This is a genomic window from Cupriavidus sp. HE11 (assembly GCF_056097175.1).
This window is the reverse complement of sequence record NZ_CP184464.1, coordinates 2,324,008-2,338,591: the sequence shown is the minus strand read 5'-3', so window position 1 is coordinate 2,338,591 and position 14,584 is coordinate 2,324,008. Positions and strand designations below refer to the sequence as shown.

Annotated in this window: 14 protein-coding genes, 2 pseudogenes and 1 riboswitch; of the genes and pseudogenes, 5 read left to right on the top strand and 11 right to left on the bottom strand. The window is 64.6% G+C overall.

The features are described from left to right. Nucleotide 1: 1 nt before the first annotated feature. From ACOABP_RS10870 to ACOABP_RS10825, 10 genes are all read right to left on the bottom strand, one after another. A complete protein-coding gene (locus ACOABP_RS10870; protein WP_474224979.1) occupies nt 2–1,006 on the bottom strand; it encodes an ABC transporter ATP-binding protein in 1,005 nt (334 codons plus the stop codon). 45 nt (nt 1,007–1,051) lie between these two features. Beyond that, nucleotides 1,052–1,819: a DeoR/GlpR family DNA-binding transcription regulator gene (locus ACOABP_RS10865; protein ID WP_066739585.1), complete on the bottom strand. Its 768-nt coding sequence runs from the start codon at nt 1,817–1,819 to the stop codon at nt 1,052–1,054. 104 nt (nt 1,820–1,923) lie between these two features. Continuing rightward, nucleotides 1,924–3,372 carry a PepSY domain-containing protein gene (locus tag ACOABP_RS10860; protein ID WP_474224977.1) on the bottom strand — a complete coding sequence of 483 codons (1,449 nt, stop codon included), beginning with the start codon at nt 3,370–3,372 and terminating at the stop codon, nt 1,924–1,926. A 10-nt stretch (nt 3,373–3,382) separates the two neighbouring features. Then, nucleotides 3,383–5,518 (bottom strand): TonB-dependent receptor, encoded by a 2,136-nt coding sequence (locus tag ACOABP_RS10855; RefSeq protein WP_474227814.1) that lies wholly within the window; start codon nt 5,516–5,518, stop codon nt 3,383–3,385. A 120-nt stretch (nt 5,519–5,638) separates the two neighbouring features. Further along, nucleotides 5,639–5,901: riboswitch (cobalamin riboswitch) on the bottom strand. Between the two features lie 109 nt (nt 5,902–6,010). Continuing rightward, the gene (locus ACOABP_RS10850; protein WP_474227813.1) at nt 6,011–6,760 is read right to left on the bottom strand and encodes an amino acid ABC transporter ATP-binding protein; all 750 of its coding nucleotides are present in this window, start codon (nt 6,758–6,760) and stop codon (nt 6,011–6,013) included. Nucleotides 6,761–6,788: 28 nt separating this feature from the next. Continuing rightward, nucleotides 6,789–7,442 (bottom strand): amino acid ABC transporter permease, encoded by a 654-nt coding sequence (locus ACOABP_RS10845; RefSeq protein WP_474224975.1) that lies wholly within the window; start codon nt 7,440–7,442, stop codon nt 6,789–6,791. A gap of 86 nt (nt 7,443–7,528) precedes the next feature. Then, a complete protein-coding gene (locus ACOABP_RS10840) occupies nt 7,529–8,323 on the bottom strand; it encodes a transporter substrate-binding domain-containing protein (protein WP_474224974.1) in 795 nt (264 codons plus the stop codon). Nucleotides 8,324–8,839: 516 nt separating this feature from the next. After that, nucleotides 8,840–9,079: a DUF2789 domain-containing protein gene (locus ACOABP_RS10835; protein WP_066739604.1), complete on the bottom strand. Its 240-nt coding sequence runs from the start codon at nt 9,077–9,079 to the stop codon at nt 8,840–8,842. Nucleotides 9,080–9,119: 40 nt separating this feature from the next. Continuing rightward, nucleotides 9,120–9,317: a hypothetical protein gene (locus tag ACOABP_RS10830; protein WP_474224972.1), complete on the bottom strand. Its 198-nt coding sequence runs from the start codon at nt 9,315–9,317 to the stop codon at nt 9,120–9,122. Nucleotides 9,318–9,399: 82 nt separating this feature from the next. Next, nucleotides 9,400–10,098, bottom strand: a complete 699-nt coding sequence (locus ACOABP_RS10825) for a hydrolase (protein WP_474224971.1) — start codon at nt 10,096–10,098, stop codon at nt 9,400–9,402. Nucleotides 10,099–10,336: 238 nt separating this feature from the next. On the opposite strand from ACOABP_RS10825, the gene ACOABP_RS10820 reads away from it, so the two are divergent. The 5 genes and pseudogenes from ACOABP_RS10820 to arsH all read left to right on the top strand — a co-directional run bounded on the left by ACOABP_RS10820 (nt 10,337) and on the right by arsH (nt 13,472). Next, nucleotides 10,337–10,666 (top strand): ArsR/SmtB family transcription factor, encoded by a 330-nt coding sequence (locus ACOABP_RS10820; protein ID WP_474224970.1) that lies wholly within the window; start codon nt 10,337–10,339, stop codon nt 10,664–10,666. A 3-nt stretch (nt 10,667–10,669) separates the two neighbouring features. Beyond that, nucleotides 10,670–11,158 (top strand): ArsI/CadI family heavy metal resistance metalloenzyme, encoded by a 489-nt coding sequence (locus ACOABP_RS10815; RefSeq protein ID WP_474224969.1) that lies wholly within the window; start codon nt 10,670–10,672, stop codon nt 11,156–11,158. 66 nt (nt 11,159–11,224) lie between these two features. After that, nucleotides 11,225–12,279 (top strand): annotated as a pseudogene (gene arsB / locus ACOABP_RS10810) (ACR3 family arsenite efflux transporter). 9 nt (nt 12,280–12,288) lie between these two features. Continuing rightward, a complete protein-coding gene (arsC, locus tag ACOABP_RS10805; RefSeq protein WP_474224968.1) occupies nt 12,289–12,711 on the top strand; it encodes an arsenate reductase (glutaredoxin) in 423 nt (140 codons plus the stop codon). Beyond that, entirely contained in the window at nt 12,708–13,472 is a 765-nt protein-coding gene (arsH, locus tag ACOABP_RS10800; protein WP_474224966.1) for an arsenical resistance protein ArsH, read from the top strand. Before arsC ends, arsH begins: the two co-directional genes overlap by 4 nt. Before the next feature lie 401 nt (nt 13,473–13,873). Here arsH and ACOABP_RS10795 read toward each other — a convergent pair. Continuing rightward, nucleotides 13,874–14,257, bottom strand: a pseudogene (locus tag ACOABP_RS10795) (sodium:solute symporter family transporter); the annotation flags it as partial. Nucleotides 14,258–14,584: the final 327 nt, after the last annotated feature.

Genomic DNA, 14,584 nt, shown 5'->3' with positions numbered 1-14,584 from the left:
GTCAGGGTAAAGCGGTGGACAAAACGTTGGAGGCCGCCGGCGCCGTGTCCAGCGCAAAACGATGCTCGCGCGCCGCCGGCCACTGCAGCATCAGGCTGGCGCCGGGTGCCGGGGCCACGCGCCCCGCGTGGCGCACCAGCAGCGGCTGGTCATGCAGCCGCACTTCGATCAGCGTGTCGGCGCCGTGGTATTCGGAGCGGACCACCTCTGCCGCATGTCCGCCGCCCAGTTCGATGTGCTCGGGCCGCACGCCCAGCCAGTGATCGGCGCCCGGCAGCCGGATCAGGTTCATCGGCGGCTGGCCGATAAAGCGCGCCACCACCGGCGTGGCCGGTTGCTCGTACAGTTCCGTGGGCGTGCCGGTCTGGGCGATCTGCCCCTGGTGCATCAGCACGATGCGGTCGGCCATGCTCATCGCCTCGACCTGGTCATGCGTGACATAGACCACCGTCAGGCCAAGCTGCTGCTGGAGCTTGCGCAGTTCCGCACGCATTTCCGCGCGCAGCTGCGCGTCGAGGTTCGACAGCGGCTCGTCCATCAGGCAAAGCGGATGCTGCGACACGATGGCGCGCGCCAGCGCCACGCGCTGCTTCTGCCCGCCCGACAGCGCCGCGGGCTTGCGCGCCAGCAGCGCGCCCAGCCCCAGCAGGTCGGCGGCGTGCCGCAGCCGGCGCGTCTGCTCGTCGCGCGCCACCTTGCGGGCGCGCAGGCCGAACAGGATGTTGTCGGCCACGCTCAGGTGCGGAAACAGCGCGTACGACTGGAACACCATGCTCAGCATGCGCTGCGCGGGCTCCAGCGCGGTGACATCGCGCCCGTCCAGATGGATGCGGCCGGCGCTGGGCAGGTCCAGCCCGGCAATCAGGCGCAGAAGCGTGGTCTTGCCACAGCCCGACGCGCCCAGCAGCGCGATGAACTCGCCGCGTTCGATGTCGAGATCGATGCCGCGCAGCACCTCGTGGTCGCCGAAGCGCTGCTGGAGCTGGTCGAGTCGCAGATAGGCCATGGGTTCAGGAAGGAAGGCGCTCGGCGCGGCGGCAGTGACGGGGGCTCAGCACAGGTGCAACGCCACGCCAGCGCGCTCGCACAGGCCCGGCAACGCCGGCAGCGCGTCGGTGGCCTCGGAGTCAGTGAACAGGTGATCGATCTGGTCCAGGCCGGCCACCCGGCATGGCGCATTGCGCAGGCACTTGCTGCTGTCAGCCAGCAGCACGCGCAAATGGCTGTGCGACAGCAGCACCTGGCTCAACTCGGCCTCCTCGGGCTGGAATTCGTAGAACGTGCCATCCGCGTCGATGCCGGCCGCGCTGCAGATCGCCACATGCGCCCGAAAACGTCGTACAAAGTCCAATGTGGCACTGCCCATCACATCGAAATCACCGGCACGCAGCCGGCCGCCGGCCACCCAGGTTTCGATGCGCGGCTTGTCGGCCAGCGCATGCACGGCGCCCAGGTTGTTGGTGATCACGCGCAGCGGCAGGTCGTCCGGCAGGGCTCGGGCAAAGTCGGCCACGGTGGTGCCATAGCCCAGGAAGACCGTGGCGTCGGCCTCGACCATGCCGATCGCCACCTCGGCAATGCGCCGCTTGCGCTCGACATGCGCGGTGCTGCGTTGCAGATAGCTGATGTTGTGCTGGCTGGCCGGCAGGCTCAGCCCGCCGTGCATCCGGCGCGCCAGCCCCTGCACGCTCAGTTCATTGATATCGCGCCGGATGGTCTGGCTGCTGACGCCAAATCGGCTCGCCAGTTGTTCGGTACTGAGGTAGCCGGCATCATTCAGCCAGCCAAAGATTTCACGTTGCCGCGGGGTCAGACTCATCGACGCTCGTTCGCTCACTTTGCATGTTCGAACGAAAATGTAAGCGCGCGATATGACGCTTCCGTGACAGCTTCCCCCTCCGCGCGAGGGGCACCCGCGCCGCCCTAGCGCCGCAAGCGCCGCCAGCCAACCACCACGCCGCTGACCGACATCACCAGGCCGACGACGGACAGCGCCCAGACCACGGCGTCCCACAGCGGACGATGCCGCGTCAACGTGACAAGGTCATAACTGTGGACGGCATTGAACAGCCAGCGGTACAGGCGCCGGCTGTCGTCGCTGCGGCCGATGACCTGCCCGGTCGCCGGATCAAGATAGGCCCAGGTGCCGTCCGGATCGTCGAAGCCAATCCGCAGCACCGGGAACCTACGCGCATGGTGATGGCTGTACCAGTAGGCATCGGGGTCGGTCTGGACGATTTGCGATGCGATCCGGGCGTCCGGCAGCAAGGTTGCCGACGCGCGCACCAGTGCATCGTGATCCCACTGCATGGCCGTGCCATCCTGTGGATCGACGGCCCGGACCGCACCGTCTTGCGACGACGCCAGCAACACCGGCTTGCCGCCCGTCCACGTCATGCGGACCTCGCGCACGCCGTCGCCCAGCGCCTGCCAGGCTGGCATCGGGAAAGACGCAGCGGTATGCCCGGCGTAGCGCTGCAGTGCCGCCCCATCGAACCCGCGCCCGTTGAACCATTGATTCGGATTGACCGACAGCCACCCTGATATCAACCAGCACAGCAGGAACAGCGCGCCGGCCAGCCCCGCCACGTGGTGCCAGGCCATCCAGCCGTGATACGGCGACGTACCGCCCATGCTGCCGTGAGCAAAGCGGCGCCGCACGCGCAGGCGCAGCCAGCCGATCCAGATCCCCGTGATGGCCACCGCCACGCATGGCCCCGACGTCCACAGCACCACCTGGCGCCATAGTGGCGGGTCTTGCCGGATCGGCGTGAAGTAGAGCCAGTGCGGCACGGAGCCCAGCCAGTTCCAGAAACGCTCGGCTCGGTGGGTATCGCGCATGACCTCGCCGGTTTTTGCGGAGACGTAAAGCTCGGTGCCCCGGCCATCATCAATGGCGATCCGGTGCAGCGGCCGCCAGGCATTGAGGCCGTTGGGCACGGTCCACTGGTCGCGCTCGGCTGTCTCCAGCCATTGCGCGGGCTTGCCGGCAAACCTCTGCGCGGTGGCCCGCGCCGTGGCGGCATCGACCTGCTCGATCACCTGACCGTCGACGGCCGACACCGTATGCGGCCGGCCCTTGCCATCGACCATGCGATAGACAGGCATGTCGCCGGCCATCTCGACCCGCAGGCTGCGCGGGAAGGCATCGAGCCCCGCCGCCGCCATCGCCGCATCGGGCGTAACGGCCACGCGCGACAACTCGATGCGCGGCAGGCTGGCCAGCCGCTCGGCATCGGTCAGCGCGGGAAATCCCACATACATCATGACCAGCCCGGAGCCAAACCACATCGCGATCAGCAGGCAGCCGGCGATACCCATCCAGCGATGGATCAGGTACAGCCAGCGCTTCAGCCTGAGCTTGCGCCACACGGTTGCGACCTCAGAAGTAGAAGTTGGCCGACAGCTCCGCCGAGCGCGGACGCCCCAGCAACCACTGCTGGCCGCCGTTCGAGAACGATTCGGCGTAATCGCGGTTGAACAGGTTGTACACGCGCAGCGTCAGCGCCGCCTGCTTCGACACACGCCACGACAGCGCGGTGTCGACCGTCGTGTAGCTCGGCACGCGCACCTTGTTGGCCGTGTCGGCATAGCGGCCGCCCACGTAGCGCAGGCCCGTGGCAAAGGTCCACTGCGGCATGAAGTTCCAGCTCAGCCAAGCGTTGGCGGCCTGCTGCGGCACGCTGGTCGGCACATTGCCCGCGCGCGACACCGCCACGCCGCCCACCGACTCGTTGAAGTCGTCATAGCGCGCCCGCAGCACGGTGCCGTTCACGTCCAGGCGCAGGCCGCGCACCACTTCCACGCTGGCCGATGCCTCCAGCCCGCGCGACGACTGCTCGCCCACCTGCTGGGTGATCGTCGGATTGACCGGGTCGCGCGACAGCAGGTTTTTCTTGCGGATCTCGTAGGCCGCAAACGTCCATTCGCCGCGATTGCCCCAGAACGCCTGCTTCACGCCCACTTCGAGCTGCTTGCCGGTGGCCAGGTCGAAGTTGCGCTGCGCGTCGGATGTGGTGATCAGCGCACCCAGCGGATCGGTGGCCGTGGCGTACTGCGCATAGACCGACAGGCTCGGCGTGAACTGATACACCGTGCCCACGCGCCACGTGGTGTTGGCGAAGGTCTTCTCCCAGCCCGTGTTGGCGACCAGATCGGTACGGTACAGCGTGGCGTGATCGAAACGCACGCCGCCAATGACCGACCACTTCGGCGTGAAGGCAATGCGGTGCTCGCCGAACAGTGCGTACTGCGTGGTGTTGGTGCGCAGGCGCGGCGACGTGACCACGCCCGGCGGGCTGAAGAACATCCCCGGATTGAAGTCGTACGCGTTGACCGTCGACGCTCCGCCGTACGGCGAGTTGTTCGAATGCGTGAAGTTGATCTTGTTGATGTCGAACCCGACCGTCGTGGCGTTGTCCATTCCGAACAGGCGGCTCTTGACCGTCATGTCGGCGCGGTTACCCACCTGTTCCTGGTCATGCAGGATTTCCAGGTAATCGGTGCGGCGCACCTGAGAGGTCGCCGGCAGGAACGTGTAGGTCTCGCTGTCGCGCCAGTGCCGATGGCTGGTCAGGTAATAGAACTGGTTGCGCACCGTGACGCGGTCGTTGGGCGTCCATTCGGCATTCAGGCGCGTCCAGCGGTCGCGATAGCTGATCTGGGCATCGCCGACGTTGTAGTTTTTCTTGCGCAGCGAGGTGTCCAGGCTGCCATTGACCAGCGGCACGCCGAAGTACTGCTGTGGATGCTGGGTGCCGTCGTCATAGGACAGCGTCAGGTTGAATTCCGGGTTGATGTCCAGCCGTACCGACGCCGACACCATCAGGTTGTTCGAATCGCCCCGGTCGACCCAGCCGGCCGAGCGGTTGTAGGCCGTGGCGAAGCGGTACGACAGGTTGTCGTTGACGCGGCCGCCGCTGTCGAACGCCACGCGGGCGGTCTTCTCGGTGCCGCCGGTGATCTGCAGTTCGTTCTCGATGGGGCCACGAATCGGCTTCTTCTGCACGACGTTGACCACGCCGCCGATGGCGCCTTCGCCATACATCACCGATGCCGGCCCGCGCAGCACTTCGATACGGTCCACCGACCAGGTATCGAACGGGAAGGTGACCGTGCCCGACGCCACGTACATGCGCGTGCCGTCGAGCAACTGCATGACCGAACCCTGACCCGAGAAGCCGCGCGCCGTCAGCGACGTGCCGCCGTTGCCGGGCGCCGGATTGCCGGTGATGCCGGTGGCGCGCGTCACGGCCTCGCGCACGGATTGGTCGCCGCGCGCACGGATGGTCTCGCCGCTGAGTATTTCGACGCTGGCGGGGGTTTCCAGCGGCGTCAGGCCCAGGCGGCTGCCGGTGTATTCGGGCTTCGACAGGGCCAGGCCGGGCTGGTCGATCTGGGCGGTCTCGCTGACGGTCACGGCCGGCAGGGTGCCGTCCTTCCGTTCGGAAGTGGCGTCCTGGGCGAATGCGCAAGGGAAATTGAGGCTGGCGACAGTGCCGAGCGAAGCGGCCAGCAGACGCGGCCGGTGCCCACGCGCCGGGCGTGTGCGAAGTTGGGCCGAGCGCGAGCGGCCAGCGGTATGCGCGGACAAGTTGTATTTCATCGTGAAGCCGGACGACCCCGCCCGGGCAATGGAAATCGATGATGACAACAGGCCGGTATCCGGGCTTGCAGGGCGGCGCTTTGCGCGCCGGGGATGCCATCGCCTTCCCGCGCCGCCTGAAGCTGGCGCAGTGGCTGCCGATCCCAGGGATCGGCCTGACGGTTCCCAACCTGCTTACCGTTGCGGGGGCAGCACAGGCATTGCCGGTTCTCGTCGAAATCTGGACGAGCGGCGACGCACCTGTTTCCCGTTTAACCGGCGATGGGATCGCCGGCACCTGCAGTCACGGACGGCACACGAGGGCCGTGTGCCGCGGTGCGCATTCTACATGCAACAGCTTTGATACAAACGCGACAAAAGGACACGCGCTGGGGGTGCCCCCACGCGTGCCCTCCGTGCGCGGCGTCAGAACACGCGCGTCAGGAATTCCCGCGTCCGCGCGTGGACGGGCGCTCCGAACAACTGTTCCGGCGCGCCTTCCTCGACCACCTTGCCGCCATCCATGAAGACCACATGGTTAGCCACTTCGCGCGCGAAACCCATTTCGTGCGTGACCACCAGCATCGTCATATGCTCGTCCGCCAGTTGGCGCATGGTCCGCAGGACTTCGCCGGTCAGTTCGGGGTCGAGCGCCGAGGTGGGCTCGTCGAACAGCATGATGTCCGGTTCCATCGCCAATGCACGGGCAATCGCCACGCGCTGCTTCTGGCCGCCCGACAGGCGCGACGGATAGCTGTCGCGCTTGTCGAACAGACCCACCTTGCGCAACAGGTCTTCGGCCAGCGGGATGATGCGGTCGCGCGACATGCCCTTGACCGTCATCGGTGCCTCGGTCAGGTTCTGCAGCACGGTCAGATGCGGGAACAGGTTGAACGACTGGAAGACCATGCCCATTTTGGCGCAAATACGACGCAGGTCGGCACCCTTGGCATAGCGCACGCCGTCGCCGTCGGTGGCCGCCAGCACTTCGCCTTCGATTTCCAGCGTGCCGCGGTCGATGACTTCCAGATGGTTCAGGCACCGCAGCAGCGTGCTCTTGCCCGACCCCGACGGACCGATCACGGCGGTCACGTCGCCCTTGCGCAGCGACAGCGACACGCCCTTCAGCACTTCGAGCGGGCCAAATGACTTGTGGATGTCCTGGGCCGACACCATCAACGGTCGCCCGCTCACGCCGGCGGTCTTATTGATCGTATCGTGCATAGCGTTTTTCCAGGCGTTGGAAGAGCCACGTCAGAACCAGCGTCATCACCAGGTAAAACAGGGCGGCGACCAGGAACGGGGTTGTCGTGAAATCACGCTGCACGATGCTGCGCGCGGTGCGCAGGATGTCGTTGAGCGCCAGCACGTAGATCAGCGAGGTGTCCTTGACCAGCGTGATGGTCTCGTTGCTCACCGGCGGCAGCACGCGGCCGATCATCTGGGGCAGCACGATCCGGCGCATGGTCTGGAAATAGCTCAGGCCCAGCGTCTTGCTGGCCTCGTACTGGCCGCGCTCCACCGACTGGATGCCGGCGCGGAAGATCTCGGCGAAGTACGCCGCGTAGTTCAACGCGAACGCAACCACGGCAGCGGGGAAATCGGGTAGCCGGATGCCGACATAGGGCACGAACGGCAGCGCGAAGTAGATGAAGAGCATCTGCAGCATCAGCGGCGTGCCGCGCATCAGCCAGATATAGCCATTCACAAGGCCACTGACCGGCGCCCACGCCGAGATTCGCAGCAGGGCCAGTGCCAGGCCCAGCGGCACCGACAGGCCCAGCGTGATGGCGAACAGGGTCAAGGTGACCTTGGCCCCTTCCACCATCGGAGGCAGGAGAGAAAGAACGTAGTCCATGCTGAAACGTTACGCCGCAAGTGCAACAGGGCCGGTGCAAATTGCTGCGTTTCCCGAACCCTGCGCTGCCTGCGAGTTGGCTGTCCTTACTTCGTGATGTCCGCGCCGAACCACTGGGTGGCGATGCGTGCGGCCGTGCCGTCCTGCTTCATCGAGGCCAGCGTCTTGTTCAGCTTGTCCAGCAGTTCGGCGTCGTCCTTGCGCACGCCCACGCCGTAGTCTTCGGTACCGAAGTTCTCGGTCAGGATGCGGTATTCGCCGGCGCGCTTGCTGGCGAGGTAGCGGCCCACCACTTCGTCGACCACCACGGCGTCGAGCCGGCCGGCCGACAGGTCCATCAGCGCCGTCACGTTATCGCCAAACGACTTCAGTTCCTTCAGGCTGGCGGCCACGGTCGCCTCTTTCTTGATGGCGTCCACGGCGCTGCTGCCGTCCTGCGCGCCGACGATGCGGCCGGCCAGGTCGGCCTTGGTCTGGATCGGCGACTTTTCGGTCACGATGACGATCTGGTGGTTCGTCATGTACGGTGCCGTAAAGCTGATGTTCTTCTTGCGGTCCTCGGTGATCGTCAGGCCGTTCCACAGCACGTCAACGCGCTTGCCGTTCAGTTCCGCTTCCTTGGCGCTCCAGTCGATCGGCTTGAATTCCACCGTCATGCCAAGCCGCTGCGCCGCTTCCTTTGCCATGTCGATGTCGAAGCCAACCAGCTGGTTGCTGGCATCGCGAAAGCCCATCGGCGGGAAGTTGTCGTCCAGGCCCACCACGATGCTGGTGCTGGTGCTGGCGCTGGCGGGCTTTGCCGCCGGCGTCGGATCGCTCTTGCCACAGGCGGCCAGCAACGAAAGACCGGAAATCAGGAGAACGGCTGCTATTTTTTTCATGATGTCGAGGAGAGATTAAGGGCGCGGCAACATGTGCCGCCGCACCGATGGCAGGATCGCCGCCATCGGCGCCCATTGGCGCCCATCGGCGCAATTGGCCGCGCACGCCCGGTCCGCGCCCCGCCGCGCCGCGCACGATTGCCCCACCGCGCCGGGTTGTCAGCCGGCATGGTCGGGAAAGCGGGAATTGGGCGCGGAATCGGCAAGGCGATCCGCAGAGGTCGCTGAACGCGTGAGCAATCGGTCACTTGGCATGCCGACCACCGGCTTGTCCGATGGGTAATGCCGGGTGACCAGCCAACAGGCCGTCATTCTACAGGGACGCACAGCGCGGCAGGCCGTGAATGCCGCCGCGCCCGATGTCACCCCCCGCCATATTGATACCTGAAAGGCACCTGCCGCAGCATGTCATGGTCGTCGGCGAGGGTTTTCGACAGGCCCAGCGAGCACAACCGCTTGCCGCAGTGGAACATTGCCGTCTACGTGCAATGCAATCCCGATATCGACATCGAACGGTCAGGCAGCACCGCGCAACGCAAGATTCAGTTGGTCGACGACGGATGCCCAGTCGGCGTCGTCGGTGAACTCGTCCCGCAGCAAGGCGGCTTGAGACGGCGTCCAGAATGGCGCCTCGCACAGCTCGACGCTGCGTGGCACAGGCGAATGTGCGGCGATGAAATCGGCGATGGCGGCTTCGTCGGCGGGCAGCCCGAGTTGGGCGAACAGGTCGGCGAAGGTCGGAAACTGCTGGGTCATTTTTCGATTCTCTTTTGTACGCACACGGCCTCGTTGGTCATCAGGCCTGGGCGATCAGCGCCAGGCCCGCCGTCTGCGGGCGCTTGTTGAAGGCGCTGCGTGCGACCAGGGCGCAAACCGCCAGCGTTCCAGCCAATACGCCCAGGGACGACGAGGTGTGCCCGTGGGATGAAAATCCAGTCGCAAAGGCGACGGCGGCCATTTCCAGCTTACGACCAATTTTGTGATGGGATGTCATAGCGGTTGCCGCCTGTTCGCCTGTTCGTCTGCGCTTGTTCAGGGTGGCCCGGCTCTCGATGCCGCGCCACCAACCCTGGATATCAGTACTCGATCACCGGTGCATGCACCGGGGCAATCGACGGGTGCGCGGTCTGCGTGCGCTGCGCGGCCTTGTGGACCATCGTGTAGGCGTAGTCGATGCCCATGCCGTAGGCGCCCGAGTGTTCCTTCGCCAGGCCCGTCACGGCGTCGTACGTTTCCTTGTTCTTCCAGTCACGCTGCCATTCCAGCAGCACCTGCTGCCACGTCACCGGCACCACGCCGGCCTGGATCATCCGCTGCATGGCGTAGTCGTGCGCTTCCTTGCTGGTACCGCCCGACGCATCGGCCACCATGTAGATCTCGTAGTCGCCTTCGAGCATCGCGCTCAGGGCGAACGTGGTGTTGCAGACTTCGGTCCACAGGCCCGCCACCACGATCTTCTTGCGGCCGTTGGCCGCCAGGGAGTCGCGCACCTTCTGGTCGTCCCACGAATTCATCGAGGTGCGTTCAAGCGTTTCCTTGCCCGGGAAGACGTCGAGCAGTTCGGGATAGGTGTAGCCGGAGAACGATTCGCTTTCCACGGTGGTGATGGTGGTCGGCACGTCGAAGATCCTGGCTGCCTTGGCCAGGCCCACCACGTTGTTCTTCATGGTCTGGCGGTCCATCGACTGCACGCCGAAGGCCATCTGGGGCTGGTGGTCGATGATGATCAGCTGGCTGTTGCGCGGGGTCAGGACTTGCAGCTTGGCGTTCGACATGGTGTGCTCCGGAATAAAGGATGATTCAATAAGTTTGAGGTTTATCGGGCGGCGCTGGCTTCGCTTCGTTTGTTTCGCTGCGTTGCTGCGCTGTCCATGTGCAGAACTATAGCGACCGCCACCCCAGAGAAAGTGGGCTATCGTCGTCATAGTTATTCAAAATAATTGAATTGACGGATACCACTCCTAGACAGCAACATGAGTTGCGATATTTTCATCATTCGACTATATTCGAATAATGGAAACAGATAACGCCCTGGAAGCGCTTGCTGCGCTGGCCCACGCCGTCCGCCTGGCCGTCTTCCGTCTGCTCGTACAGGTGGGCCCCCAAGGCCTGCCAGCCGGCCGCATTGCCGAACTGATGGAAATGCCAGCGTCCTCGCTGTCCTTCCACCTCAAGGAATTGCACCGCGCGGGACTACTGGGAAGCCGCCAGGAGGGCCGCTCGATCATCTATATGGCTCGCTTCGAGACCATGAACGCCCTGCTGGGCTACCTCACCGAGAACTGCTGCGGCGGTGTGCCATGTTCGCCGGCTCCCGCCTGTTGCGCCGCCACGGATTCCTGAACCATGAAACGCTTCCACGTCCACGTGAGCGTGGCCGACCTGCCGGCAAGCATCCGCTACTACTCTGCCCTCTTCGCCGCCGAACCGACCGTCATCCGGGACGACTACGCCAAGTGGGCACTGGACGACCCGCGCGTGAACTTCGCGATCTCCAATCGCACCGGGAAGCTCGGCGTGGACCACCTGGGCATCCAGGCGGAGACGGACGCGGAGCTTGCAGAAATGCAGGCACGACTGACCAGCGCCGAGTTGCCCACACAGTCACAGTCCGAAACGAACTGCTGCTACGCGACGTCGAACAAGCATTGGTCGGTAGACCCCACCGGCATTGCCTGGGAGTCGTTCCACACGCTCGGTGGTGCCCCGACCTATGGCGAGTCGCGCGATCGTAGCGCCGAAGCAGCAGCCTGCTGCGTGCCCGTCCAGTTGAACGCCGTGCCAACGCCATCCGCCAGGACCGCCTGCTGCGCGCCGGAATCCGGCTGCTGCTGAGTTTTTTGCGGCGCGCCAATGCCGGCCCCCGAATGAGGCGGCACGTGCCCGTCCGCATCACACATCATGTCTGAACAACTCGATATCGCATCGGCCGACACTGGGCATCGCCCCGCAATCGGCTTCTTCGAGCGCTATCTGACCGTCTGGGTGGCGCTTTGCATCGTCGCCGGCATCCTGCTCGGCCAATGGCTGCCGCCAGTCTTTCAGGCCATTGGCGCCATGGAGATCGCACAGGTGAACCTGCCGGTAGGTGTGCTGATCTGGATCATGATCATCCCGATGCTGATCAAGATCGATTTCGGCGCCATGGGCCAGGTCGCGGGACACTGGCGCGGCATCGGCGTGACGCTCTTCGTGAACTGGCTGGTCAAGCCGTTCTCCATGGCGCTGCTGGGCTGGATCTTCATCCGTCACCTGTTCGCGGGCTGGCTGCCAGTGGATCAACTCGACAGCTATATCGCCGGCCTGATCCTGCTGGCGGCGGCACCCTGCACGGCGATGGTGTTCGTCTGGTCGCAGCTCTGCAAGGGCGATCCGTACTTCACGCTATCGCAAGTGGCGCTCAACGACGCCATCATGGTCGTGGCCTTCGCGCCAGTGGTCGCATTGTTGCTGGGGCTGTCGTCGATCACCGTGCCGTGGGACACGCTCATTACGTCGGTCGCGCTCTACATTGTGGTGCCGGTGCTGATCGCGCAGGTCATCCGCGGGGCGAAGCCACCTACAAGCGTGTAGTTGGCGCGCTGGGCCCTTACTCGATCACCGCCCTGCTCGCGACGCTGGTGTTGCTGTTTGGCTTCCAGGGCAATGCCATCGTCGAACAGCCATTGATCATCCTGCTGCTGGCCGTACCGATCCTGATTCAGGTCTTGCTGAACTCCGGCCTGGCCTATCTGCTCAACCGCAAGCTCGGCGTGGCCCATTGCGTGGCCGGGCCGTCGGCGCTGATTGGCGCGAGCAACTTCTTCGAGCTGGCCGTGGCCACCGCCATCAGCCTGTTCGGCTTCCAATCCGGCGCGGCGCTCGCCACCGTCGTCGGCGTACTGATCGAAGTGCCGGTGATGCTGTTTGTCGTTGGCGTCGTCAACCGCTCGCAGCACTGGTACGAATCGCACTGAGGCATCCCCATGACCGTCACCATCTATCACAACCCGGCGTGCGGTACGTCGCGCAACACGCTGGCCATGATCCGCAATGCGGGCATCGAGCCCACCGTCATCCAGTACGTGAACACGCCACCCGACCGGCAGACCTTGCAGGCGATGATCCGCGATGCCGGGCTCACCGTGCGCGAAGCGATCCGCGAGAAGGGCACGCCCTATGCCGAGCTTGGCCTTGGTGATCCAGCACTCACCGACGACCAGTTGCTCGATGCCATGCTGACCCATCCGATCCTGATCAACCGGCCCTTCGTCGTCACCGAGTTGGGCGTGCGGCTGTGCCGGCCGTCGGAGCTGGTGCTGGACATCCTGCCGGCGCCGCAGCAAGGCGCCTTCACCAAGGAAGACGGCGAGGCTGTGGTCGACACGCAAGGCCGGAGAATGCGATGACCCCGGATCTGCCAAATATCGTCCCTGCGGTGTTCGATACGCCCGACCTCCGCAAGCTGGAGCCCGCACGCGTCAGCACCCACCCGCCACGAATCCTGCTGCTTTACGGCTCGCTGCGCGAGACGTCGTACAGCCGGCTGCTGGTGCAGGAAGCCGAACGGATCCTGCAGCACTTTGGGGCGGAGACGCGTGTCTTCGATGCGCGCGACCTGCCGATGGCGGACAGCGTGCCGGCCGATCACCCTAAGGTGGTCGAACTGCGCAAGCTGTCCGAATGGTCCGAGGGCCAGGTCTGGTGCAGCCCCGAGCGCCACGGCACGATGACGGCTGTCTTCAAGAACCAGATCGACTGGCTGCCGCTGGAAATCGGCGGGATTCGCCCGACCCAGGGCCGTACGCTGGCGGTGATGCAGGTCAGCGGAGGCTCGCAATCGTTCAACGCCGTCAACGCGCTACGCGTGCTGGGACGCTGGATGCGCATGGTGACCATTCCGAACCAGTCGTCTGTTGCCAAGGCTTATCAGGAATTCGACGCCAACGGCCGCATGAAGCCGTCGTCCTACTACGACCGCGTGGTTGACGTCATGGAAGAACTCTACAAGTTCACGCTGCTGGTGCGCGACCGCAGCGACTATCTGACCGACCGCTACAGCGAACGCAAGGAAGCCGCTGCTGCCAACGCCACGGCGCTGGCAGCAGCGGCGATGCGCCACGAGAGCGACGCCCAAACCGGCGACACCGATAGCGGCGAAGTGGAATGACCGGGACGAAACGGCCCTGATTGGCGTCCTGCGCGGGCCAGCAGGCCCAAAATTGCCCGATCCAAAAGAAAAACCCCGCTTTCATGCGGGGTTTTTCCTTCTTGCGACACCTGCCTATGGGCGATCAAAGCACTTACCCGTACCAAAAATCGTTGGTAGTGAGCAAGACCGAGACAATTCTTGCCGCTTGCATGTGCCTCGCGAGCGGATTGTTGATAGCACACTCATTTTACGCCTTATACTTCACTTATGCATATCAAGGTGGGCCGTTTGTTGGTTGCGGGGCAGACAGACCTCAACGACAAGGTCACGCCCCGGGAACCCGAGCGCACGAACTAGGCGCAACTCGCGTGCGTCTGCTCGCTCCCACCCGCAATTGGCCGCCTACATATAGCTAGTGTGCTTCGGCCTGTCCGGCACCGGATGCCCGTCTCCGAACGCAGTTCCTGCGCCTCGAACCGCCTTGTCCACACGGGCTCGCGCCGACTTGTCGGTCACCGAGAACAGCCAGATACCGAAGAAGCCGACCGTCATCGAGAACAGCGCCGGCGACGTGTAGGGGAACGGCGCGGTCTTGAAGTGGAACACGTCCACCCAGACGGCCTGCGACAGCACCGTCAGCACCACGACAGCAGCCCCAGGAAGCCACCCACCATCGCGCCACGCGTGGTGCAGCCCTTCCACAGCACCGACAGGAACAGCACCGGGAAGTTGGCCGACGCCGCCACGGCAAATGCCAGCGACACCATGAACGCGACGTTCTGCTTCTCGAACACGATACCCAAGGTCTACAACACCGCATCACTCACGCACGACTGACGAAACTGGATTCTGACGATCGCACTGCCTGATCGGATCGCGATATTTCTCGTTTCGGTATATCAGACAAGCTGAACTTCGATAGCGAAGGACAGCTCTTGAAGGCTGGCCGGGCTACTCGGGAGCAGGGAAATTTCTCCTGGACTTCGTGCGCGTCGCTGGCGAGAGCCGCGCTCCCATGGTCGCGTATTGGTGAGACGTATGGAACTTTCGGCGCTAAGGAACTTTGATGGCGCAATCCGCCGTCCATTCGACGGCACCACTCGAAGCCTGAATCGCTGCACCCGGACCGC

Coding starts and splice junctions, on each gene's coding strand:
- ACOABP_RS10870 (WP_474224979.1), bottom strand. CDS start 1,006: ATGGCCTATCTGCGACTCGACCAGCTCCAGCAGCGCTTCGGCGACCAC.
- ACOABP_RS10865 (WP_066739585.1), bottom strand. CDS start 1,819: ATGAGTCTGACCCCGCGGCAACGTGAAATCTTTGGCTGGCTGAATGAT.
- ACOABP_RS10850 (WP_474227813.1), bottom strand. CDS start 6,760: ATGGTGTCGGCCCAGGACATCCACAAGTCATTTGGCCCGCTCGAAGTG.
- ACOABP_RS10845 (WP_474224975.1), bottom strand. CDS start 7,442: ATGGACTACGTTCTTTCTCTCCTGCCTCCGATGGTGGAAGGGGCCAAG.
- ACOABP_RS10840 (WP_474224974.1), bottom strand. CDS start 8,323: ATGAAAAAAATAGCAGCCGTTCTCCTGATTTCCGGTCTTTCGTTGCTG.
- ACOABP_RS10835 (WP_066739604.1), bottom strand. CDS start 9,079: ATGACCCAGCAGTTTCCGACCTTCGCCGACCTGTTCGCCCAACTCGGG.
- ACOABP_RS10830 (WP_474224972.1), bottom strand. CDS start 9,317: ATGACATCCCATCACAAAATTGGTCGTAAGCTGGAAATGGCCGCCGTC.
- ACOABP_RS10825 (WP_474224971.1), bottom strand. CDS start 10,098: ATGTCGAACGCCAAGCTGCAAGTCCTGACCCCGCGCAACAGCCAGCTG.
- ACOABP_RS10820 (WP_474224970.1), top strand. CDS start 10,337: ATGGAAACAGATAACGCCCTGGAAGCGCTTGCTGCGCTGGCCCACGCC.
- ACOABP_RS10815 (WP_474224969.1), top strand. CDS start 10,670: ATGAAACGCTTCCACGTCCACGTGAGCGTGGCCGACCTGCCGGCAAGC.
- arsC (WP_474224968.1), top strand. CDS start 12,289: ATGACCGTCACCATCTATCACAACCCGGCGTGCGGTACGTCGCGCAAC.
- arsH (WP_474224966.1), top strand. CDS start 12,708: ATGACCCCGGATCTGCCAAATATCGTCCCTGCGGTGTTCGATACGCCC.